The following is a 20786-nucleotide window of genomic DNA, read 5'->3' on the forward strand; positions in this document are numbered from 1 at the left end:
CCTTATAAGTCCACAAAGTTTAACTGAATTTAAGAAACTTTAACGTCCTGATTTTGTGAATTAAAGCTGTATTTTTTGGCTAATCCGGAACAAATTCCAGGCTTACAGAATTCATACAATACCGCAGCCCCGTAGGTTTCGGGCCATCAACAAAAACATGTCCGAGATGGGAGTCACACCGTTTGCAAAGCACTTCCACTCTTTCCATTCCATATGCAGTGTCTCTCTTGTAATAAACACCTTCTTTGTCTGCCTCGAAAAAGCTTGGCCATCCGCAGCTGCTCGCAAATTTTGAAGTAGAACGGAAAAGATGATTCCCGCAGACAGCACAATAATAATCACCGGTTTCATCAAATTCATTATACTTTCCGGTAAACGCTCTTTCTGTAGCAGCCTCTCTGGCAATAGCATATAAATCCGGGGTAAGGATCTTTTCCCATTCATCATTAGAAACATCAAGTTTTGAAGTATCGGTTCTGGAATAGTATGGATTATTTTTTGCTTCTTTATTTTCCATAGGAAAGGTTTTAATAGATTGGGGGTTCTGCAGACATGCCTGCAAAAAGGTTAATAATATGATGAAAACTAAAAATTTCATTGTACATTTTAGTCCTGAATTCCATCCTAGTTATAATGATGGTTTCATTACCAAATTTAGTAAATTTGAGAATATGAATGACGAAGCAAAAAGAAAACAGCTGAGAAAATATAAAATGTTTGCCACCGGATTATTTGTCCTGATGGCCGTTATTTTTATTGCCACTACCCTACTTCAGAAGTCGAATCCATCTCATTGGCTTGGCTATGTGAGGGCTTTTTCCGAAGCAGCAATGGTTGGAGCCTTAGCAGACTGGTTCGCTGTGACTGCTCTTTTCAGGCATCCGCTTGGGCTTCCCATTCCTCATACAAACCTCATCGAAAACAGTAAACAGAGGCTGGGAGATAATCTCGGCAGTTTTGTCGTGAGTAATTTTCTTTCGCCTCAAAATATTCGTCCGTATATCCAGAAGCTTAAAATTTCGAATTTCGTCGGAGAATGGCTTGGAAAAGAAAAAAGCCAGGAAATCCTGATCAGAAATCTTTCGGATATTGTTCTGGATATTCTCAATAAACTCGATGATACTTCTGTGAGCCAGTTTATCAGCAAGAAAGTTTCAGAAATGACGGATGATATCAAGCTTAATAAGGTGGTGGGAAATGGTATCAGTTATATCCTGGAAAAAAATGACCACCAGAGAATCGTTACCAATCTTTCCAAGCAGATCAAAGATTATATCATCGAAAATGATGAAATGATCAAAGAACGCGTACAGAAAGGAAGTTATTCATTCATTCCTTCTTTTGTTGACAATAAAATTGCAGATAAAATTGCCAGTGGACTTTCAGATTTTTTCAGGGAGATAGAAGAAGATCCTGACCATGAAATCCGAAATCTGATTACCCGGAAGATCCATGATTTTTCTACCGATCTGAAAGAAGATCCGAAATGGGATGATGAATTTAAAACCATCAAAAACGGCCTTCTGAAAAATGATAAACTTGATGAATACTCTAATGACATTTGGGTTTCCATTAAGAAAACTCTGATGAAGGAGTTACAGGATGACCAATCTTCTTTAAAAACCTACCTCACTAAAAACCTGAATGAATTTTCCGAAAATTTAAAAACGGATGAAAATCTTCAGAATAAGATAGATCATTGGGTTCGGGTGACTGCTTATAAATATATTCTTAAAAACACCCATCAGTTCGGAAACCTCATCAGTTCCACCGTAGGAAACTGGCAGGGCAAAGAGCTAAGCGAGAAACTGGAGCTGGAAGTGGGAAAAGACCTGCAGTTTATCCGGGTCAATGGAACGCTTGTTGGAGGACTTGTCGGCCTGATCATCTACACCATCGCCAATTTCTTCCTCTAAAAACTATCAAAACTAACCATGAAAAAACTATTTATCATTTTGCTATTTCCTCTTTTTGCGCTCTGTTTCTGTCAAAAAGTTGAATTAAAAGCAGTAACAGATTCCTCACAGATCTTCAAAGGGGAAATTTCGGGAGTTCCGGTTACCATGCAGCTTAATTACACTGGAATTGTTGACTGTAACCAGTACCAGCATTTTGTAGACGGATGGTACTATTACGACAAATATCAGAAGAAAATTCCACTAACAGGAATTTATGATTTGGGGGTGCTCTATCTCTATAATTTTGGAAACAGACATAAATATTATGCAAAAGAATTAAGGGAAGCTATCACTTCTCCGCGTAAAGTGGAAAAAACAGACAGCATTGCACGCTTTTTAAAACCTAAGGAGTCCCTGTTATTTGAAAGAAGTGATAAAAAACAGAATGTTTCCGGGACTTTCTATATGGGAAAACAATCACAACCAGCTAAATTATATACCAGCAATCCAATGATCTACCGGTATAACAATTATTTACTTCTTCCTGGCAATAAGAAGCTCAATACTTTTGATTTCATGAATAGACTGGGGGGAAATACATTATTATCAACAGCCGCTTATAGTATAGGAAACAGAATATTGCTTTATTTTGAAAACTTGTCCAATTTTAATTTTTGCGGAATGTGTGGAGCCAGTGATGGTGAAAAAGGATACAGGGTTTTGTATTTTACCAAGAACTGGAATTATAAAAACTATGAAGAATTTCTTACTGAAAGTTGCCTTGAAGGAATATCTGAAACACAAAAGGTAAAAACCAAAAACGCTAATATACTACAGTTTAATATTAAAAAATCATATAATAATCCTCCTTATATTCTGACAGTGGATATAAAAAATGCTTCTGTTTCCAAATCAAAATAACAAAATAAAAAAGAGAGCTTCTCAACTCTCTTTGTCTTATCTTGGAAGCCTGCCGGCTCTTTTTAAAAGTTCTTTATTGATGTTATTGATCAGTTCCGGACCTTCGTAGATAAATCCGGTGTAAAGCTGTACCAGACTTGCTCCAGCATCCAGTTTCTCTATTGCATCTTTTGCACTATGAATTCCTCCTACTCCAATGATTGGGAAAGCTCTGTTGCTTTTATCGGAAAGATATTTGATCATTTTTGTACTTCTTTCGCGGATAGGTTTTCCACTCAATCCACCATTTCCTATTTCTGCTAAAGCCTCTGGTGAAGTTTTTAAGCCTTCCCGGTTGACAGAGGTATTGGAAACAATGACTCCGTCAATTTTTGTCTCTGCAATCAATTCTACAATTTCATCTAACTGGTTGTTATTAAGATCCGGAGCGATTTTCAGTAATATAGGTTTCTGTACAGATTTCGATTGATTGATTTTCTTTACTGCTGTAATCAGCTCACGCAGATATTCCACATCTTCCAGTTTGGCGTGGCTTCCCACATTCGGACAGCTTACATTCAGGACGAAATAATCTACATGGGGATGAAGGCCTTCAAAACAGTCCAGATAATCCTGGGTATAGTTTTCTGGGCTTGTATTGGTGTTTTTTCCGATATTTCCACCGATGATTATTTTCCCTTTATTTCCTTTGAGTTTTTCTATGGCAGCTTCAAGACCATCATTGTTAAAACCCATTCTGTTGATAATTCCGCCATCTTCAATGAGACGGAACAATCTTTTCTTAGGATTTCCTGCCTGAGCTTTTGGTGTTACGGTTCCGATTTCTACAAATCCGAAACCAAGATCACCCAACTCATTGAACAAGACCGCATTTTTATCAAAACCCGCAGCCAACCCTACAGGATTTTTAAATTTCAATCCGAAAATTTCTCTTTCCAGTCGCTTGTCTTCAATAGGTTTGGGCAAAAATAATTTGGTAAGAAATCCAAAATTTTTAAGCATTGAAAATGTAAAATGATGAACTTCCTCGGGATCAAATTTGAAGAGAATGGGTCTGATGATACTTTTGTACATTGAAAAAAAGTTTTACAAAAATACTCAATTTAAAATTAATGTTCAGCTAACCTATGATATTTTATCAAATTGTTTTATAAACACCATCTATAAAACACAATAGTTTTTTTATCCTTGTCAAGGTTTAAAACCTTGACAAGGATATTTCCTAGAAACTTGCTCTATAACATAGAAAGTTTATTAATACAATCTTTGCGCTTAATTTAAGAATACGAACTTAAATCGAAATTCAAAATATCCCCTACTCTTTTGAACTCATCATCTATAGTGGCATTTACCGTAATTTTTTCGTTAGAAATAGGATGATTAAAAATCAATTGATGGGCGTGAAGTGTCATTTTGTTGATGTCAAATGTTTGAAGCCACAATTTATTCTGTTTATTGCAACCGTGCTTCCGACAACCTAAAATCGGATGCAGAATATGTTTAAAATGTTTTCTCAACTGATGAAATCTTCCCGTTTCAGGAATGGCTTCTACCAGACAATATCTGGAAGTCTGATGCTTTAAAAACGGTAAATTGATTTCTGAAGTCTGTAAACGGCGATAATAAGTGATTGCATTCTGCTTGACTTCATTCTCATTAATCAAATCGTAATCGATCGTCTCTTCTTCTTTCGTCCATCCACGAAGAATTGCTATGTATTTCTTTTCAACTTCCCGTGATGCAAACTGATCGCTCATCGTTCTCAATGTTTCTTTATCTAAAGTGAACAGCAAAACACCTGAAGTTTTTCGGTCTAACCGATGTACAGGAAAAACTTTTTGCCCAATTTGATTTCTCAACTCCCGAATAGCATAAGTATCAGCTTCTCCTGAATAAAAAGATTTATGAACCAGTAATCCGCTGGGTTTGTTGATGGCAATAAGATGCTCGTCGCGATAAAGAATTTCTAACATGAGACAAAAGTAGAAATTTTATACTGATTTAGCCCTGATGGCAGCGGCATCCTTTTGCAAAGCAAAAGATACAGCGGACAGCAGGTTCCCGGCTCCTTAAAAATTGCATGAAACTTCGCGCTGTTACCTGCTTTATTTTTTCATTTCCACGAAGGTTTATAATGTATAGTATAATTGGAAAATTGGATAAACACCTATTTTTTCGGTTAATACACTCTTTTTTTACTGAATTCCATGATTTTGGAATCCAAATTCATATTTTTGCACATCAGACGTAAAAAAATTATGGCAAAGCAAGAAGATGTTTTCAAGAAAGTGATTTCTCACGCTAAAGAATATGGTTTTATTTTCCCTTCCAGTGAGATCTATGACGGTTTATCCGCTGTTTATGATTATGGACAGAACGGTGCCGAATTAAAAAACAATATCAAACAGTATTGGTGGAAAGCTATGGTACAGCTTAACGAAAATATTGTCGGCATTGATTCTGCAATCCTTATGCACCCTACCACATGGAAGGCATCGGGCCACGTAGACGCTTTCAACGATCCATTGATTGACAATAAAGATTCTAAAAAACGTTTCAGAGCGGATGTTCTGGTAGAAGATTATTGTGCTAAAATTGAAGACAAAGAGAATAAAGAAATTGAAAAGGCCGCGAAAAGATTCGGTGATGCTTTCGATAAAGATCAATTTGTTGCAACGAATCCAAAGATTCTTGAATACAGAGCAAAAAGAGAAGCTATTCTTTCAAGACTGGCAAAAGATCTTGAAAATGAAGATCTTGCTGATGTAAAAGCCTTAATTGAAGAACTGGAAATTGCTGATCCGGATACCGGTTCTAAAAACTGGACGGAAGTAAGACAGTTTAACCTGATGTTCGGAACTAAATTAGGTGCTTCTGCAGATTCTGCGATGGATCTTTATCTAAGACCGGAAACGGCTCAGGGTATCTTCGTTAACTTCCTGAATGTACAGAAGACTTCACGTCACAGACTTCCTTTTGGTATTGCTCAAATTGGTAAAGCATTCAGAAATGAGATTGTTGCCAGACAGTTTATCTTCAGAATGCGTGAATTTGAACAAATGGAAATGCAGTTTTTTGTAGCTCCGGGAACTGAACTTGAGTTCTATGAGCAGTGGAAAACAAAACGTCTGAACTGGCACCTTGCTTTAGGTTTAGGTGATGACAACTACAGATTCCACGATCACGAAAAACTGGCTCACTATGCAAATGCAGCAGCTGATATTGAATTTAACTTCCCATTCGGTTTCAAAGAACTGGAAGGAATTCACTCCAGAACTGATTTCGATTTGAAAGCTCATGAGGAATTTTCAGGAAGAAAACTTCAGTTCTTCGATCCTGAAAGAAATGAAAACTATGTCCCTTATGTTGTGGAAACATCGGTAGGTTTAGACAGATTATTCCTTTCTATCTTCTCTCATTGCCTGAGAGACGAAGTATTGGAAGATGGTTCAGAAAGAACGGTTTTATCTTTACCTCCGGCTTTAGCACCAATTAAAGCGGCCATTCTTCCATTGATGAAAAAAGATGGTCTTGCGGAATACGCAGAAAAGATCTTCAATGATCTGAAATATGATTTCAACCTATTCTATGAAGAAAAGGATGCGATCGGAAAACGTTACAGAAGGCAGGATGCCATCGGTACGCCTTACTGTATCACCATCGACCATGACTCTCTGACGGACCACACGGTTACGATAAGAGACCGGGATACAATGCAGCAGGAAAGAGTTCCTGTATCCGAATTAAGAAGGATCATCGACGAGAAAACAAACTTCAGAAATTTACTTTCTAAACTATAGACTCAAGCCCCATTTGGGGCTTTTTTATTGTTATTTATCAGCATAAACATCTATTTAAAAATCTCGCACAGATTGGGCAAATGACGTTGATTCTTTCGAATCTGCAGAGAAGATACTTACAATACAAACCTTATAGGTCTTGAAGACCTATAAGGTTTTTCATATTTAGAAAAACTCAGCATCATATACTTTCTTCATCAGACAAAATTTTCCTGCTTCTCTGTTTTATTTAGAATATTAATAAAGAAAATGAAACTTATCCGGTGTATGTCTTAATTTATTATTTTTGGAAAAATAATAATTATGAAAAAAATATATTTTCTGCTCTTTGGATTGTTCCAGACTTTATCCTATTCCCAGACACAAGACCTTACAACACTCGCAGCCGGTGATCATGTAGGCATGAATGCCCTGTTCGATGATAAAGATAATCTTTATGGCTACGTCTCTCTTTATTCTTACGGAAAAGCAGGCGATAAGACTAAGAAATTCGAATATGTAATTCTGGACAAAAACCTTAACCCCGTTGCCAACAAAGAATTTGAAGGAGATATTACAGCAGGCTCTTACCTTGGTTATGTTGATTTTAAGGGACAAATCATTTTGAAACCTTCCATGATGGATTATTCCCTGGTAAAAAGCAGGGAAGTCTTCACACCGGTTTCTATGGTAATAGATCCGAAAACCAATACTATTAAGAGAAAAGTGTACTATGATTATTTAGAGGACGGTACTTTCAAAGAGATCAATGAGCCCAAAAACTGGAAAGCACAACGCAAAGAAAACCGTGAGGAGAAAAAAGAAAAGGGCTACAACTATGTTTCGGCTGTGGGAGAAGTGAAAGAAGGTGGTTATTTTGCCATAGAATATAAAGACTATGGAAAATATGTGAACAGCAACAGCATTATTAAATTCGACGATAATAAAAAGGAGCTTTGGAGATACAAATACAATACGGACGGGAATAAAAAAGTATTCTCCACATTATCCGTTCTGGAAAGAGATGAGAACTATATGTACTGCATCATGAAAAAGGCGGATGATGATAAAAAATCTTTCAGCCTTGTTGTAATTGATATGAAAACAGGAAAAGAGGCTGCCAATAAACCTGTCACCGGGCTTTCCGATACAACTATCGACCTCATCGACAGTTTCTCTCTGGGCTATAGCAGCAGTCTTGACAATGATAAAACATTTGACGACAAGATTGTTCTACTGGGAAGAAATTTCGCTAAGTATGATTTTATAGGCTATGCCAGAATGATGGTCAATAAATCTGATTTTACCGTAGACACGAAAGAGATCAATTTCAAGCCGGACTTTGCATCATTCCTTCCGAAAATCAATGCCAACGGAATGGTAGAAAGCGGCTATATGCTTCAGACCAAGGATATGTATTTTATGAATGACGGAAGCGTTGGGATCCTTACTGAAAAATACAAACCGGCCGGCCAATATAATGCCCCTAAAACGACCGATTTAGTTTATATTTATACGGATAAAGATTTCAAGATCAAAAATATCAAGGTTTTTGAAAAGGAAAAAACGAAATGGGTGAACAGCGATTATCTTTTCTCCCAGTACCTCAACGGCGGGAAAGATGTTGTTTTCTTCTACCGCGACTACCAGAAAGATGAAGTTACCAAACAGAAAAAATGGAATCTTTTCATCAACACGGTTATAGATGGAAAGTTCAAGCAGGAAATCATTCCTATTTCTGAGAAAGACAATTATGCCGTTACACCGTATGTTGGAAAAGAAGGCTATATCCTTCTCCGGGAGTACAACGAAAAAGAAAAATTCAATAAGATCCGCTTAGAAAAACTGAATTACTAAAAAATAGGAATCCTGATGGTGCATCAGGATTCTTTTATTTGGTAGCTGCTCTGGTAAAAATCTGCTATATTTTTAATGTCATCAAGGCTTAGATTCCACATAAAGTTCAGGAACTGCTGATAGCTTTCACTTTGATTTTTAGGCTCAATTCTGTCCAGATAACGGTTCAGGTTGTAATTTTTCCGGGCTTCATATATTTTTGAAAAGCATTTGCCCAGCCAGCCTTTATAATATTTTTCCTCTTCGCCGTCCTGCAGGAACTGCATGGCTGCATAAATCCCCAGTCCATAATCTTCGGAATGAAAATAATTGGGAAGGATTTCCATTCTGGCCATTTTCTTTAGGGTTGTAAAGGTCTCAGAGGCTTTTTCCGGTTCTGCAGATGTTTTCAGCTCAGTGAATGTTTTTTTGAGTCTTTCAATTCTCCTGGATATTTCAGGATGGGATGCCAGGGAATCTTTATCCAGCTTCTCTTTGTAAAAATTATAATTATACAGTGAGAAATCTTCTTTTTTCATCCACTTTTCATTGAAAGCCTGCTTGGGAAGATCAAAAAGCTTTTTATAGGTTTCCACTTTTAATTCACGGGGAGAGATCGTATCGAAATCCTGCAGCCGTTGAAGGGCATTGACGAATTCAGCTTTCTTAAAATCACTGCTCTTAAAGATCACATACCCCAGCGAATCGGCCTTCATTTCCTGTTTTCTTCTTTCCACCCCTTTTTTATAAGCGCGGTTTTTAAGGATATCAAAGGCCTTCTGATTTTGGCTATGGCTGCGTTTTTCCGTTGTTTCCTTTAAACTCTGAACCGTTATTTTATCTAGTTGATTCTGTTCAATAATGCTTAAAAATGTTTTAAGTGAATGTTCATCAAACTTATGTCCAAGCTCATGAGTGATGACAGCAGCAATCTGATCCTCGCTGTTTAGCCAGTTGTAGAGGCCCATATTGATCACGAAAGTACCATCTGCAAGGCAATAAGCATTAGGAGTATTGTCCCTTGCCACCAAAATTTTCAGATCCTGGGGAATGTTCGGATTGTTTTTTTTGAGGCGCTGAATCAGGCTTTTTATTTCAGTTTCAAATTCGGACTTGAAAATAAAATCTTTGTTTTTCACCTGTTTCTCAAAATCAGTCCCGAATTCCTTGTAAATCCTGGACAGTTCTGAACCTGTCTTCCCGGAATACTGCGATTTTAATTTTTTAATAAAAACCTCGTTATTTCCGGCAAAACTTTTTAAGAATTCTTTTCTCTGTAAATAGTCTGCGGTGTCGATCATTTTATAGGTCTGGGCAGCTCCCATCACTGAAAAAATGAAAAACACGAATACAATAAGTTTTCTGGTCATATTTTTCATCATTAATCGCAAAAATAGTTTATTTACCGTTTCTTTCTCATTTTCTTATCAAAATTATTATAAATTTGTTTGAGACTGATACTCATGACCATATGAAGGTATTAAAATATGTAATAGGCGGAGCAGCCGTAGGTGCAGCTGCAGTTTATCTTTTGGGATACGATTATTTATTCAGCGGAATTTCCAAAACGTATCTTAAGGGAAAATCAAGCGCCTATATTGACGATGGGAAACTTTTTCCCGGAAACCTCATCGCTACGAAAGAGCCGGAACTGTGGGCGGAAGACCCTGAATACAATCATAAAGAACTCCCGGGCAATGTAATTGAAAATTTAAAACATTCCAAAACAGCTGCCTTTGTTGTCATAAAAAATGGCAAGATCCTTCATGAGCAGTATTGGGACGGCTATAATCAGCTTTCACCGACCAATTCTTTTTCCATGGCAAAGGCTGTTACTGTCATGCTGCTAGGAAAAGCTCTGGAAGAAGGTATCATTAAAAATATGGATGAAAAACTTTCTGATTTTCATCCTGAATTTAAAGAAAAACAATTCGGAAGCAATGTCACGCTTAAAAATTTAGCCCAAATGGAAGCAGGGCTTGACTGGGATGAAAATTACAATAATCCTTTTCTGCCGAATGCAAAAGCCTATTATGGCAAAGATCTGATTAAAGCAGTTTTTTCGAGAAGGTTTAAAGAAGAACCCGGCACCCGGTATGAATACCAGAGCGGATCTACCCAGCTCCTCGGATTTGCTTTGAAAAAAGCCCTGAATCAGACTTTAGCAAGTTATTTATCCGAAAAATTCTGGATCCCGATGGGAATGGAACAGAATGCCTCATGGAGCACGGATAATTACGGGATGGAAAAAACATACTGCTGCATCCATTCCAATGCAAGAGATTATGCGAAGCTGGGACAGCTGTTTCTAGATGACGGGAAGGTGGGAGATCACCAGATCCTTAACAGGGATTTTATAGAGCAGATGAGAACACCTACGGAAAAATCTGAAGAGATCTACGGAATGGGGCTCTGGATCAACCATGACAATCCTATCAAACATTATTATTTTCTGGGACTGCAGGGACAATATATTATTATGGTTCCCGAACACAATATGGTCATTGTAAGAACCGGAAGCTACAGAAATAACCCTAAAAATGACAGGGGAAGACCGGATCAGGTAAAATTTCTTGTCAACGAAACCGTATCATTATTTCAGTAAAAAGCTATGGAAAATTATCATGTAAAAGTCGATGAGTACATTGAGAAATCTCCGGATTTTGCAAAACCTATTTTAAATTATCTCAGGGAAACTATTCATGAATGCTGTCCTGAGGCAGAAGAAGCTATAAAATGGAAGTTTCCTACCTTCATGTATAAAGGAAAAATACTTTGCTCTATTACTTCTTTCAAACAGTATTGCAGCCTCGGATTCTGGCTGCACCAGGAGATGAAAACTTTAAAGGAAATAGAAACAACAGCCGAAAGAAGTTCAATGTTCAGCTTAGGCAAGCTCACCAAAATGGAAGACCTGCCTTCAAAACCTCAGCTTAAAAAGGCGATTAAAGAAGCGATGGAACTTACAGATATGGGGGTTACCATGAAAAAAGCAGCACCCTCCAAAGTGGAAACGGAAATTCCTGATTATTTTCAAGATGCCTTGAATAAAAATAAAGATGCCTTGGCCGTTTTTGAAAAAAAATCGCCTTCTTTCAGGAAAGAATATATCAGCTGGATCACTGAAGCAAAAACTGAAATAACCAGAAACAAAAGAATGGAACAATCTTTGGAATGGCTAGCCGAAGGAAAATCCAGAAACTGGAAATACGAAAAAAAGTAAACACAACAAAAACAGATGAAAAAAAAAATTATATTCTTTCTCTTCCTTATATTTTCACATTCCCTATTCTCTCAACACTTTGATTTTGAGAGACAATATAAATACGCACGGTCACTGACCTCTAAAAATCCGGACAGCTCGGAAATTGTCCTGAATACAATCATAGATTCTGCCCAGAGAAAAAATCAGCCTAATTATATTGCTAAAGCTTATTATCTGAAATCGTTCAACAGCTATCTAAGATCGGATGCCAAGGGAAGTCTTGATTTTGCTGAAAAAGCACTGAAAATCGCTACAGAAAACAATTATGCCCCTGGAAAGGCGCTTGCCTACAGGATGCAGGGAACACAGTATGCAAAACTCGGACTGTTAAAAGAAGCTTCAGAAAGCTTAAATAAAGGGCTGTCCGAAATAAAAAACGAGAACACGGATGAAGGACATGAGCTGAAAGGAATGATCTACAATTCTTTTCTGATTCTTTTTAATCAGAATGAATATCAAAAAAAAGAATCTTATTCTAAAAATGCAGTCCGGGAATTTCAGCAGATCAAAAATATTCCGAGAAGAAATGAGCTTCTGGTTTCGGCATACACCAACCTGGGTTATAATTTGTCAGAAGTTAAAAAGTTTGAAGAAGCCCAGTCTTTTTTTGCGAAGGCTCTTGCCCTGGTTGGGAATGATAATTATTATCTGAGATCCAATATTCTCCATGATATCGGATTCTCATATTCACAGCAGAATAAACAGGACAGTGCTGTTTCATATTTTCAAAAGGCTTTAAAAATTGCCAATAAATATGGTTTTACGGAAAAGAAAATAGAGATTACAAAAAATCTTGAGGAAGCCTACAAAAAATTGAAGGATCCTGAAAATGTTCAGAAATATAAATTAGAAAACCTTGAATTAAAAGACAGCATTGCCTACAATCAGAAAATGGCCGTCAATAAAACCCTTACCCAAAAGGAAGAGAATTTCGACAGCCAGCTGGTTAAAAGCCACAGCCTCTCAAAGGGTCTGATTGCAGCCTGTATCATGCTGCTTCTCGTTTTGGGAACAGTTATTTTTAATATGATCAGCCTCCAAAAAAAACACAAAAAAACTGTAACTCAAATTTATCAGCAGGGAATTACCCCCGTGGCATACGAAGAGGATCCTCATGAGGCTGAAGATCAATCGGGAAACAGCATTCCGGCTGATATAAAAATTTCACCTGAAGCAGAGGAACATATTTTAGCAGGCTTAAAGGCCTTCGAAGAGAGCTTTGGCTTTAACAACAAAAATATTTCACGTTATAATATATCGAATACCCTGAATGTGAATACAAAATATCTGTCTGCCGTGATCAGGAAGCACAAAAATTTCAATTTCAATCAATACATCAATCATCTGAGGATCAATTATATTGTTGACAAGTTAAAAAATGATCCTCAATACCGTAAATACAAGATCAATCATCTTGCAGAAATCACAGGATACTCCTCTCACAGTGCATTCTCTCTTGAATTCAAAAAAATAACAGGAATACACCCTTCTGCATTCATCAAAGCTCTGGAAGGAATATCGTAATTACTGTTCCGCTATGGTCAGGTTGTTATAGCCTCCCGTATTATTCAGTGAGAAGCCTGCTGTATTTAAGCCATTTAAATTGAACCAGATATAAGGCATCAAACGTTGTCCTGTAGTCATATAAAAGGAAGCTGTACAGTTACTTCCTGCATCAATATTCCCGTTGCTGTTTGAAGACATAGTATTCACACACTTCACGGTATTTACAATATTTGCAGGAAGCACTCCTGCTGTATTGTCATACAGCTGCCAGATCGCTTCTATTTGTATTGGATTCAAAGGATCTGTCGTATAATTAATAGCAAGAGGAGCCAGATCTGTAGTAAAAGAAGCTACATAAACTCCGTTTCGGGGTGCTGTAAAAATTCCCGTCGCAGCATTGAAACTGTTTCCGGAATTACTCTCAAAAGCTTTAGTCCAGCCTACCAGGTAATTGCTGGCGCGGTTCTGAAGACCTGTTGTAACTGCTGCTGCCGGGGTTACCAACTTTACAGTGTTATCCGTTTTTGCAGCAATAACAATGACCTTATTAACGGCTGGTTGGGCAGTAAGCAAGGGCAGCCATTCATTTCCGTTAGAATATTCCATTCCGCTATTGTAGCGAACGGCACCTTCGTCTGCCGTTGCTGCCGTAAGTGAGGAAGTTCCGAAACCGATTGCTCCGTCCCCTGAATTTCTGGCATCTACTTTTACAGTCGGGCTGTGTGTTCCCGCTCCTATTCTTCCGGTGTTTGTAATCAAAACATCATTAGCCTGCTGGGCAGGTGTAAATGAAGATCCTGATACGGGATTGTCCTTTTGCCCATCGGTATGAAGGATTCCTGCCGGGTTCGGTGTATTAACTCCAACCTGTGAAAATGCAAAATTGAAGCTTAAGGCTAAAATTATTATTAAATATCTTTTTTTCATCATTCCTGTTTTTATAATCCGAAAATACTTAGAGAAGTCAGTGAACCGTCCGTATCTAATGTTTTTGCAGTTCCTAAAGCCTGATTGAGGCTCACCGTAATATTATCTCCTTTGTTAAGGTTGAAAATCCCGGAGCAGTTTCCCGCAACACGGTTGGAAAGGGAATTCGTTCCCGGATAGCTTCCGACACATTTGAAGACCTTATTGGTCGTTGAAGATGTGGAATTGGTTTGAATCAGGGTTTCATAACGCGAATCATTGGCAATAGTCCCTGAAGCCAGTGAAAATGTAAAAGAGACAATATATACTCCGGTTTTGGAAGCAATAAAAATTCCCGTCCCTGAATTAAAACTGCCATTAACATCTGTTTTTTTTGTCCAGTTAGTAACGGCTGCCTGTGTTCCACTGGTAAAACTTTGTGTTGAAAAGTTTTCTGCATCCACGAAATCATTGGTGGCTTTATGTGCCAGTGTGACCCATGAGGTTCCATTGGAATAACTTAAGTCCTGTGTTCCGGTATTGTACCTCATCGCACCTGCTTTTGCTGCAGAAGCAGTCTGTGATGTTCCGCCAATACCTATAGCATTCACGTGTTCACCGGATCTTAAATCCAATCTTACTTTGGGTGATTTTGTTCCAGCCCCCATATTTCCTGAAGAAGTAACGACTACATCATCATAATAGCTTGACGGAACTGCCGAAGCTGTATTTTTCTGTCCGTCTACATGAAGGATTGCTTCGGGAGCAGACATATTGATTCCTATCTGTGCCTTAATTAATAGACTTCCACCTATCATTAAGGCAATTGCTAATCTTTTTTTCATATCAAGTGTGTTATTGTTCTACAATGGAAAGATTTACAAAACCGTACTCATTACTAGCCGGTGTGATATCTGTCCGCAGGCTTAAACTTCCGTTATAGACCGACTGGTAAATATGCGGCTGGAAAGTATCTCCTTTATTGAGCTGTACTCCGGCCACGCATGAGCCTGCAATCTGTGCCTGCTTTGAAGTATTCGAAAAAGATTTTACACATTTTTTAACAACAGTGTTCCCGTTCACAACATATCTTGCTTCGGAAAAATATCCTGAAGCAAGGGCGACTCTTACAAAGTCATATGTAAAAGAGATTAAGTAAACACCGGTTCTTGGCGCTGTGAAAATGCCCGTTGCGGGAGTGAAATTAGCAGTAGGGTCAGAAATTTCCGTCCATCCGGAGATTCCTGTAGAAACCTGATAAGGAACTTTAACTGCAAAATTAGCTGCCTGAAGGTTAGCTACTACAACAGCTTTTGTAGGCGAAGAAATAAGATCCTGCCAGACAATTCCGTCTGAATACTGCATTTTCCCACCATTAAACGGATTATACCTCATCGCTCCTGAACCTGCCACAGATGCTGTCTGGGTAGTCTCTCCTATCCCAATAGAATTGTCTGCATTATTAGCGGACCGGGCGTCTATTTTTACTGCGGGAGCAAGGGTTCCCACACCTATTTCTCCGTTGGCAGTGAATACCACATCATTAGCTGCCTGGGCAGCAGTTGGAATTCCGGAGGCAGGATTATCTTTGGCACCGTCGGTATGCAGTACGGCTTGAGGACTTGATGTATTAATACCAACTTGAGCATTGGCAAAACTCATCAAAAAGCATCCTCCAGCCACTACACTTTTCATCATTGTGTTTATTTTTTTCATGTAATTTGTGGTTTTTAGAATGTGAAAATTCCTTTGCAAAGATAGATTGAAGTGAATCACCTGTACAATACACAGATTAACCGAATAAACTTAACTAACTGATAATTATACAGTTATAAATATTTAAACAATATCAAAATTCGGAATTTTAATAAATTATGATGACAAAGTTTCAAAAACCGGCATTTTTTTTACCGGAAAATAGATTTATCAGAAATTTTTAAAACATTAATGAAACCTGAAATTGGCTTCAGGAAGTGTATTGTTTTTTAAGAAAGCTTCGTATTCCGGAGAAAGCTTAGCCCGCCCGAATGTATTTTCTCCGCTCATGCTTCCGAGACGTACTTTATCTTTCCCGAATTTTTTATTCATGGCATCCATTGCCCTCATGACAGGAAGATGTTGGTTTTGGGTATCTTCTTCAAAGAGGTTGATCAGTCTTTCGTTTTCAGGAACGAAATCATTGACGATAACCCCTGCTCTTTTGTAATGGAACCCTTCTCTGTAAATAGCCTCAAAAAGCTCGTTCACTACCCTACCTATCAAAATAGAGGAATTCGTAGGATTAGGAAGGACTTGCGTCATTGCATTTTTATATTCCGGAAGATCTTTTCTGAAACGATTGGTCTGGACAAAAACGGTAACCATTCTGCAGCATGTATTTTGCTTACGGAGTCTTTCGGAGCAATACATCCCAAAGGTTTCCACACGTTCCCGGACTTCTTCTTTTTTGGTAAGCATCTCCATAAAGCTTCGGGTAACTGCTATTGACTTTTTAGGCGATGGACTGTCTAATTCGAGTTGGCGAATCCCTTTCAGCTCATTGATCATTCTTACTCCGTGGATCCCCATGATTTTCCGAACCCATATTTCGGGTTTCTGAAGGAGATCCCAGGCTTTATAAACACCACTGTCATTCATTTTTGCTGCAAGTTTACGCCCTATTCCCCAGACATCACCTATGTTGAGCCATTTCAGAGCTTTTTCAATTTTTTCAGGAGTATCGAGGGTATAAACACCTTCAAACTTATCCGGAAATTCTTTTACGATCCTGTTGGCGACTTTACAAAGCGTTTTGGTAGGAGCAATGCCTATGCTTACAGGAATACTTTCCTGATTTTTGATGTCATTTTTGATCTTAAGGCAATAATCCCGGATATCTATATATTTAAAGCCTGAAAGCTCCAAAAAAAGCTCATCAATACTGTAAACTTCATATTCCAGGACGTATGATCTTGAGATTTCAATAACCCGCTGGCTTTTGTAATTATAGAGCTCAAATTTTGCGGAGAAACTTTTTACATCATGCTGCTTGAAAAGGTCTTTATATTTGAAAGCAGGAGCTGCCATAGGAATCCCCAGATCTTTTGCTTCTTTACTTCTGGACACTACGCATCCGTCATTATTGGAAAGCACCACAACAGCCTTTCCCTCAAGAGACGGGTCCAGAGTTCTCTCGCAGGAAACAAAAAAATTGTTGCAATCTACTAAAGCATACATGACAGGGTACTGATAATTTTAATGTAAAATTACATTTTAAAAAACAATTATTCTGTTTTATTTTAAAATTATCAGCACATTTAACATACTGAATATGATACAGTTAATCTATTTCAAACACGTCAAGTTTTGTCGCATTAAAGCTTTACTAGGCTCTGAAGGCTACTATCTCTGACTTCGAACATTTCAGCAAAATGATTTTATATTTGAACTTAAATTACCGGGTCACAAAAAACCGAATCACTGAGTTTGTACATTAAATTTTTGAAATACCGTATAATATTGAGGTATAAGGTTGCTTGAAAATTTTTATATTTAAAATATATTTTTATTTAATATTATCATTAAATACGTCAAGTTCCGTCGCCCTTAACCTATACTTTTGTTTCATAAATAATAATGAATCATGGATAAAGTAACGTCAGAAAGAATAAATAAGCTTCACCCTTCTGTAAGAGATGAAGTAAAACAGATCATAAAAGAATGCGATGAAGCCCTTACCGGAAGAGCCAAAGTAAGAATCACCCAAGGCCTGAGATCTTTTGAAGAACAGGAAAAACTGTACGCTATCGGAAGAATTACGTCCGGAAAAAAAGTAACAAATGCCAAAGCCGGCCAGAGCATCCATAATTACGGGCTTGCTGTTGATATCTGCCTGATGATTGACGGTAAGGTTGCAAGCTGGGACACGGTGAAAGACTGGGACAATGACAGGGTGGCCGACTGGTACGAATGTGTGAAAATTTTTGCACGCCACGGCTGGGACTGGGGCGGAAACTGGAAAACCTTCAAAGACCTTCCCCACTTCGAAAAAAAGAATATACAGACTAAAAAAGGATTGGTGAAAACGAGCTGGAGAATATTATCCAAGATGCCAAAAGATAAACAAAATTATATCCTATTTTAATTCCCTTTTATTTGAAAATAATTATAATACGACAAGTTCTGTCGCTTCCCCGGCCTACCTTTGTTTTGTAAGAAAATGTTAGTTACCTGAGATCTCAAATACTAAAACCAACATCCGCTTTTATAGGCAGAAAGTTGGTTTTAGTTGTCTCAGGACCTTAATTTTTCTTTTAAAACCAACAAAACATCACATGAAAAAGACAACCATTCTTTCTTTGGACGGGGGCGGAATAAGAGGTATTATCACCTGTATTATTCTCCGCTACATAGAGGAACAGCTTCAGTATCATGATAATCCGGGCGCCAAACTTGGTGATTATTTTGATCTGGTTGCAGGAAGCAGTACAGGAGGACTGATTGCTTCTATTATTCTATGTCCCGATGAACACCGAAAGGCGAAATATTCTATCCAGAAAGGGCTAGAATTATACGCTGAAAAGGGAGGCGACATCTTTCAGGTTTCTTTTTGGGAAAAACTGGTCAATCCGTTTGGCCTGCTTAATGAAAAAATTTCTCAGGATGCACTTGAAAAAAATCTGAATGACTTTTTTGGACAGCTTGAACTTAAAGAATTTATAAAACCATGTTTAATAACCAGTTATGATATTGAAAACAGAAGAGCAAAACTTTTTAATTCCTGGGAGGCTAATCTGAGTACGGATAACTTTTATGTAAAAGATATCTGCAGAGCGACAGCAGCAGCTCCTACTTATTTCAGTCCCGTGCAGATCAAATCGATGTACGGGCAGATCTTCAGCCTGATTGACGGTGGCATGTTTGCCAATAATCCTTCACTTTGCGCTTATGCGGAAGCCCGAAAAATTCCTTTTGCAGAAGTATTGAAGAACCATCAGAAGGCCAATCATCCCGGTGTAAATGATATGATTATCGTTTCTATCGGAACAGGTATTGAGGCTAAACCTTATTCTTTCAGAAAACTTCAAAAGTCGGGAAAAATAGGCTGGGTAAATCCAATCATAGATATATTAATGTCTGCAAATGCAGAAACTGTAGATTATCAGCTTTGCCAGATGTTTCAGACTTTAGGCCAGCGAAACCAGAAAAATTATTACCGTCTGAATCCTTCGTTGAAAAATGCATCTCCGGCAATGGACAATGTCAGAAGATCAAACATTGAAAACTTGATTCAGGCAGGATTAAGCTATATCGATGATAACAGAGAAATTCTGAACCAGATTGTACAGAAATTGATCAAAAATAAAATATAAGCTTTTTACCTTATAAAGGACCCATATAAGTTAAATCGCTAATATTTAAAAAATAAAAAAAGTTTTTAAAACACGTCAAGTTTTGTCGTCTTCTCCTACTACTTTTGGAGTATAAACAAAGACACAAAAAACAATCATTAAAATTTTAAAAAGCCTTTGAATTCAACATTTATTAATGCTGGACAGCCAGAAATATGTTCAAAACATCACCTCAACCTTAAAACACAAAACATGCAAACACCAGATCACAATCCAGATATCCTTTTCGATGAAGATCTCTATACTATTGAGTGGAGCGATATCGAACATGCTGAGATGGACTATGAAAACTATCTCAATGACATTGAAAGTTTTTTCAGGGAAGACTTCGAAAATGCAATTCCTGAAGAAAATATATACTAAATACATTATAACACGACAAGTTCTGACGCTGTCCGGAATTACCTTTGAAACACCAAATCAAAACACCTAGCAGTATCCTATAATCATTCAAATACACCTTTGAATCTATCATTCACAAAATGCCGGACAGCCAGAACTATGTCTAAAAATCTATAAAAAATATGAAAACGTAATTGTAAAGTGTGCAGTCAGTAATCACTATAAAATTAGACTAAAACCTGAAGAGATTCTACTAAAGGCTCTTCAATCATAACCCATTAATTAATCAAACAAAATCACACAATTTATTATGAAAACAAAAGAAGATTTAAAACTCTTATTTGAAAATGGAGACAAGCCTGTACAAGAAGATTTCTGGGCATTGCTGGACTCTTACTGGCATAAGGATGAAAAAATTTCTGAAAGCTCCATTGATTCAACAGAAAAGGTAATTCCTTTTATTATTGATGAAGTAATTCTGGGAAATGCATTATCTATTTCTATTCCTGGAAATGTAAAAAAAATCAAGCAAGGTGCTTTCCAGTACTCAGGAATGGATTATCAAATCATTGAAGTAAAATTTAGTGAAGGGATTGAAGAAATTGAGGTCGGAGCATTCCAAGGTCAAAATATAAAGAAAATCAAGACTCCTTCTACTTTAAAAGTTATTGGTAGTGGTGCTTTTTTCGGTCAATCAAATGGTGTGAACGGCTCAGATTCGTTGGAAGAAATCAACTTGAATGAGGGGCTAACGACCATTGGAGATCAGGTTTTTAATTGCCCCAGAGCAACTATTATTGCAGACTTATACATTCCCAGCACAGTAACATCCGTTGGACAAAATGCATTCGCCCTTCCTTCGCTAAAAACAGTTTCAGCTCCGGCTGGTTTGGATTTAAGCAATGCCGGAATTCCTGCAACTGCCACAATCACTTATAGATAA

The 20786-nt window shown here is 37.6% G+C and carries 19 protein-coding genes; 11 read left to right on the forward strand and 8 right to left on the reverse strand.

Features of this window, described 5'->3' with window-relative positions:
* Positions 1 to 79: 79 nt before the first annotated feature.
* Positions 80 to 598, reverse strand: coding sequence for a peptide-methionine (R)-S-oxide reductase MsrB (msrB, locus tag V6R96_RS02070; protein WP_407934740.1), 519 nt, complete (start codon positions 596 to 598; stop codon positions 80 to 82).
* A 73-nt stretch (positions 599 to 671) separates the two neighbouring features.
* Here msrB and V6R96_RS02075 point away from each other — a divergent pair, with 73 nt between their 5' ends.
* Both V6R96_RS02075 and V6R96_RS02080 read left to right on the forward strand, forming a co-directional pair.
* Entirely contained in the window at positions 672 to 1916 is a 1245-nt protein-coding gene (locus tag V6R96_RS02075; protein ID WP_336378184.1) for a DUF445 domain-containing protein, read from the forward strand.
* Positions 1917 to 1934: 18 nt separating this feature from the next.
* The gene (locus tag V6R96_RS02080) at positions 1935 to 2819 is read left to right on the forward strand and encodes a hypothetical protein (RefSeq protein WP_336377844.1); all 885 of its coding nucleotides are present in this window, start codon (positions 1935 to 1937) and stop codon (positions 2817 to 2819) included.
* Positions 2820 to 2855: 36 nt separating this feature from the next.
* Here V6R96_RS02080 and V6R96_RS02085 read toward each other — a convergent pair whose 3' ends face one another.
* Positions 2856 to 3893 (reverse strand): quinone-dependent dihydroorotate dehydrogenase, encoded by a 1038-nt coding sequence (locus V6R96_RS02085; RefSeq protein ID WP_336377845.1) that lies wholly within the window; start codon positions 3891 to 3893, stop codon positions 2856 to 2858.
* Between the two features lie 203 nt (positions 3894 to 4096).
* A complete protein-coding gene (locus tag V6R96_RS02090) occupies positions 4097 to 4792 on the reverse strand; it encodes a pseudouridine synthase (protein ID WP_336377846.1) in 696 nt (231 codons plus the stop codon).
* A 285-nt stretch (positions 4793 to 5077) separates the two neighbouring features.
* Here V6R96_RS02090 and V6R96_RS02095 point away from each other — a divergent pair, with 285 nt between their 5' ends.
* Both V6R96_RS02095 and V6R96_RS02100 read left to right on the forward strand, forming a co-directional pair.
* Positions 5078 to 6619 carry a glycine--tRNA ligase gene (locus V6R96_RS02095; RefSeq protein ID WP_336377847.1) on the forward strand — a complete coding sequence of 514 codons (1542 nt, stop codon included), beginning with the start codon at positions 5078 to 5080 and terminating at the stop codon, positions 6617 to 6619.
* Between the two features lie 303 nt (positions 6620 to 6922).
* A complete protein-coding gene (locus tag V6R96_RS02100) occupies positions 6923 to 8455 on the forward strand; it encodes a hypothetical protein (protein ID WP_336377848.1) in 1533 nt (510 codons plus the stop codon).
* A 23-nt stretch (positions 8456 to 8478) separates the two neighbouring features.
* On the opposite strand, the gene V6R96_RS02105 is transcribed toward V6R96_RS02100, so the two are convergent.
* Entirely contained in the window at positions 8479 to 9804 is a 1326-nt protein-coding gene (locus V6R96_RS02105; protein WP_336377849.1) for a M48 family metalloprotease, read from the reverse strand.
* Between the two features lie 101 nt (positions 9805 to 9905).
* Between V6R96_RS02105 and V6R96_RS02110 the strand changes: the two genes are divergently transcribed.
* The 3 genes from V6R96_RS02110 to V6R96_RS02120 are packed head-to-tail and all read left to right on the forward strand — an operon-like array spanning position 9906 to position 13223.
* Positions 9906 to 11039, forward strand: a complete 1134-nt coding sequence (locus V6R96_RS02110) for a serine hydrolase (protein WP_336377850.1) — start codon at positions 9906 to 9908, stop codon at positions 11037 to 11039.
* Positions 11040 to 11045: 6 nt separating this feature from the next.
* Positions 11046 to 11657, forward strand: a complete 612-nt coding sequence (locus V6R96_RS02115) for a YdeI/OmpD-associated family protein (RefSeq protein ID WP_336377851.1) — start codon at positions 11046 to 11048, stop codon at positions 11655 to 11657.
* A 15-nt stretch (positions 11658 to 11672) separates the two neighbouring features.
* Entirely contained in the window at positions 11673 to 13223 is a 1551-nt protein-coding gene (locus V6R96_RS02120) for a tetratricopeptide repeat protein (protein ID WP_111958742.1), read from the forward strand.
* Here V6R96_RS02120 and V6R96_RS02125 read toward each other — a convergent pair whose 3' ends face one another.
* The 4 genes from V6R96_RS02125 to V6R96_RS02140 form a co-directional block, all read right to left on the reverse strand.
* Positions 13224 to 14135 (reverse strand): hypothetical protein, encoded by a 912-nt coding sequence (locus V6R96_RS02125; RefSeq protein ID WP_336377852.1) that lies wholly within the window; start codon positions 14133 to 14135, stop codon positions 13224 to 13226.
* A gap of 8 nt (positions 14136 to 14143) precedes the next feature.
* Entirely contained in the window at positions 14144 to 14956 is an 813-nt protein-coding gene (locus V6R96_RS02130) for a hypothetical protein (protein ID WP_336377853.1), read from the reverse strand.
* A gap of 10 nt (positions 14957 to 14966) precedes the next feature.
* Positions 14967 to 15827 carry a hypothetical protein gene (locus V6R96_RS02135; RefSeq protein WP_336377854.1) on the reverse strand — a complete coding sequence of 287 codons (861 nt, stop codon included), beginning with the start codon at positions 15825 to 15827 and terminating at the stop codon, positions 14967 to 14969.
* A 228-nt stretch (positions 15828 to 16055) separates the two neighbouring features.
* Complete coding sequence (locus V6R96_RS02140) at positions 16056 to 17327, reverse strand: Y-family DNA polymerase (protein WP_223558064.1); 1272 nt, start codon at positions 17325 to 17327, stop codon at positions 16056 to 16058.
* Positions 17328 to 17733: 406 nt separating this feature from the next.
* Here V6R96_RS02140 and V6R96_RS02145 point away from each other — a divergent pair, with 406 nt between their 5' ends.
* The 4 genes from V6R96_RS02145 (at position 17734) to V6R96_RS02160 (ending at position 20786) form a co-directional block, all read left to right on the forward strand.
* On the forward strand, positions 17734 to 18234 hold the full coding sequence (locus V6R96_RS02145; protein WP_336377855.1) for a M15 family metallopeptidase: 501 nt from the start codon (positions 17734 to 17736) through the stop codon (positions 18232 to 18234).
* 190 nt (positions 18235 to 18424) lie between these two features.
* Positions 18425 to 19462: a patatin-like phospholipase family protein gene (locus V6R96_RS02150; RefSeq protein WP_111961066.1), complete on the forward strand. Its 1038-nt coding sequence runs from the start codon at positions 18425 to 18427 to the stop codon at positions 19460 to 19462.
* A gap of 231 nt (positions 19463 to 19693) precedes the next feature.
* Positions 19694 to 19864: a hypothetical protein gene (locus V6R96_RS02155; protein WP_157963426.1), complete on the forward strand. Its 171-nt coding sequence runs from the start codon at positions 19694 to 19696 to the stop codon at positions 19862 to 19864.
* A 289-nt stretch (positions 19865 to 20153) separates the two neighbouring features.
* Positions 20154 to 20786 (forward strand): leucine-rich repeat domain-containing protein, encoded by a 633-nt coding sequence (locus V6R96_RS02160; RefSeq protein ID WP_336377856.1) that lies wholly within the window; start codon positions 20154 to 20156, stop codon positions 20784 to 20786.

The organism is Chryseobacterium sp. CCNWLW53, from assembly GCF_037083525.1.
Classification (GTDB): Bacteria; Bacteroidota; Bacteroidia; order Flavobacteriales; family Weeksellaceae; genus Chryseobacterium; species Chryseobacterium lathyri.

Bases quoted from the DNA above. Each gene is read 5' to 3' on its own strand.
- msrB (WP_407934740.1), bottom strand. From the start codon at position 598: ATGAAATTTTTAGTTTTCATCATATTATTAACCTTTTTGCAGGCATGT.
- V6R96_RS02075 (WP_336378184.1), top strand. From the start codon at position 672: ATGAATGACGAAGCAAAAAGAAAACAGCTGAGAAAATATAAAATGTTT.
- V6R96_RS02080 (WP_336377844.1), top strand. From the start codon at position 1,935: ATGAAAAAACTATTTATCATTTTGCTATTTCCTCTTTTTGCGCTCTGT.
- V6R96_RS02085 (WP_336377845.1), bottom strand. From the start codon at position 3,893: ATGTACAAAAGTATCATCAGACCCATTCTCTTCAAATTTGATCCCGAG.
- V6R96_RS02090 (WP_336377846.1), bottom strand. From the start codon at position 4,792: ATGTTAGAAATTCTTTATCGCGACGAGCATCTTATTGCCATCAACAAA.
- V6R96_RS02095 (WP_336377847.1), top strand. From the start codon at position 5,078: ATGGCAAAGCAAGAAGATGTTTTCAAGAAAGTGATTTCTCACGCTAAA.
- V6R96_RS02100 (WP_336377848.1), top strand. From the start codon at position 6,923: ATGAAAAAAATATATTTTCTGCTCTTTGGATTGTTCCAGACTTTATCC.
- V6R96_RS02105 (WP_336377849.1), bottom strand. From the start codon at position 9,804: ATGACCAGAAAACTTATTGTATTCGTGTTTTTCATTTTTTCAGTGATG.
- V6R96_RS02110 (WP_336377850.1), top strand. From the start codon at position 9,906: ATGAAGGTATTAAAATATGTAATAGGCGGAGCAGCCGTAGGTGCAGCT.
- V6R96_RS02115 (WP_336377851.1), top strand. From the start codon at position 11,046: ATGGAAAATTATCATGTAAAAGTCGATGAGTACATTGAGAAATCTCCG.
- V6R96_RS02120 (WP_111958742.1), top strand. From the start codon at position 11,673: ATGAAAAAAAAAATTATATTCTTTCTCTTCCTTATATTTTCACATTCC.
- V6R96_RS02125 (WP_336377852.1), bottom strand. From the start codon at position 14,135: ATGATGAAAAAAAGATATTTAATAATAATTTTAGCCTTAAGCTTCAAT.
- V6R96_RS02130 (WP_336377853.1), bottom strand. From the start codon at position 14,956: ATGAAAAAAAGATTAGCAATTGCCTTAATGATAGGTGGAAGTCTATTA.
- V6R96_RS02135 (WP_336377854.1), bottom strand. From the start codon at position 15,827: ATGAAAAAAATAAACACAATGATGAAAAGTGTAGTGGCTGGAGGATGC.
- V6R96_RS02140 (WP_223558064.1), bottom strand. From the start codon at position 17,327: ATGTATGCTTTAGTAGATTGCAACAATTTTTTTGTTTCCTGCGAGAGA.
- V6R96_RS02145 (WP_336377855.1), top strand. From the start codon at position 17,734: ATGGATAAAGTAACGTCAGAAAGAATAAATAAGCTTCACCCTTCTGTA.
- V6R96_RS02150 (WP_111961066.1), top strand. From the start codon at position 18,425: ATGAAAAAGACAACCATTCTTTCTTTGGACGGGGGCGGAATAAGAGGT.
- V6R96_RS02155 (WP_157963426.1), top strand. From the start codon at position 19,694: ATGCAAACACCAGATCACAATCCAGATATCCTTTTCGATGAAGATCTC.
- V6R96_RS02160 (WP_336377856.1), top strand. From the start codon at position 20,154: ATGAAAACAAAAGAAGATTTAAAACTCTTATTTGAAAATGGAGACAAG.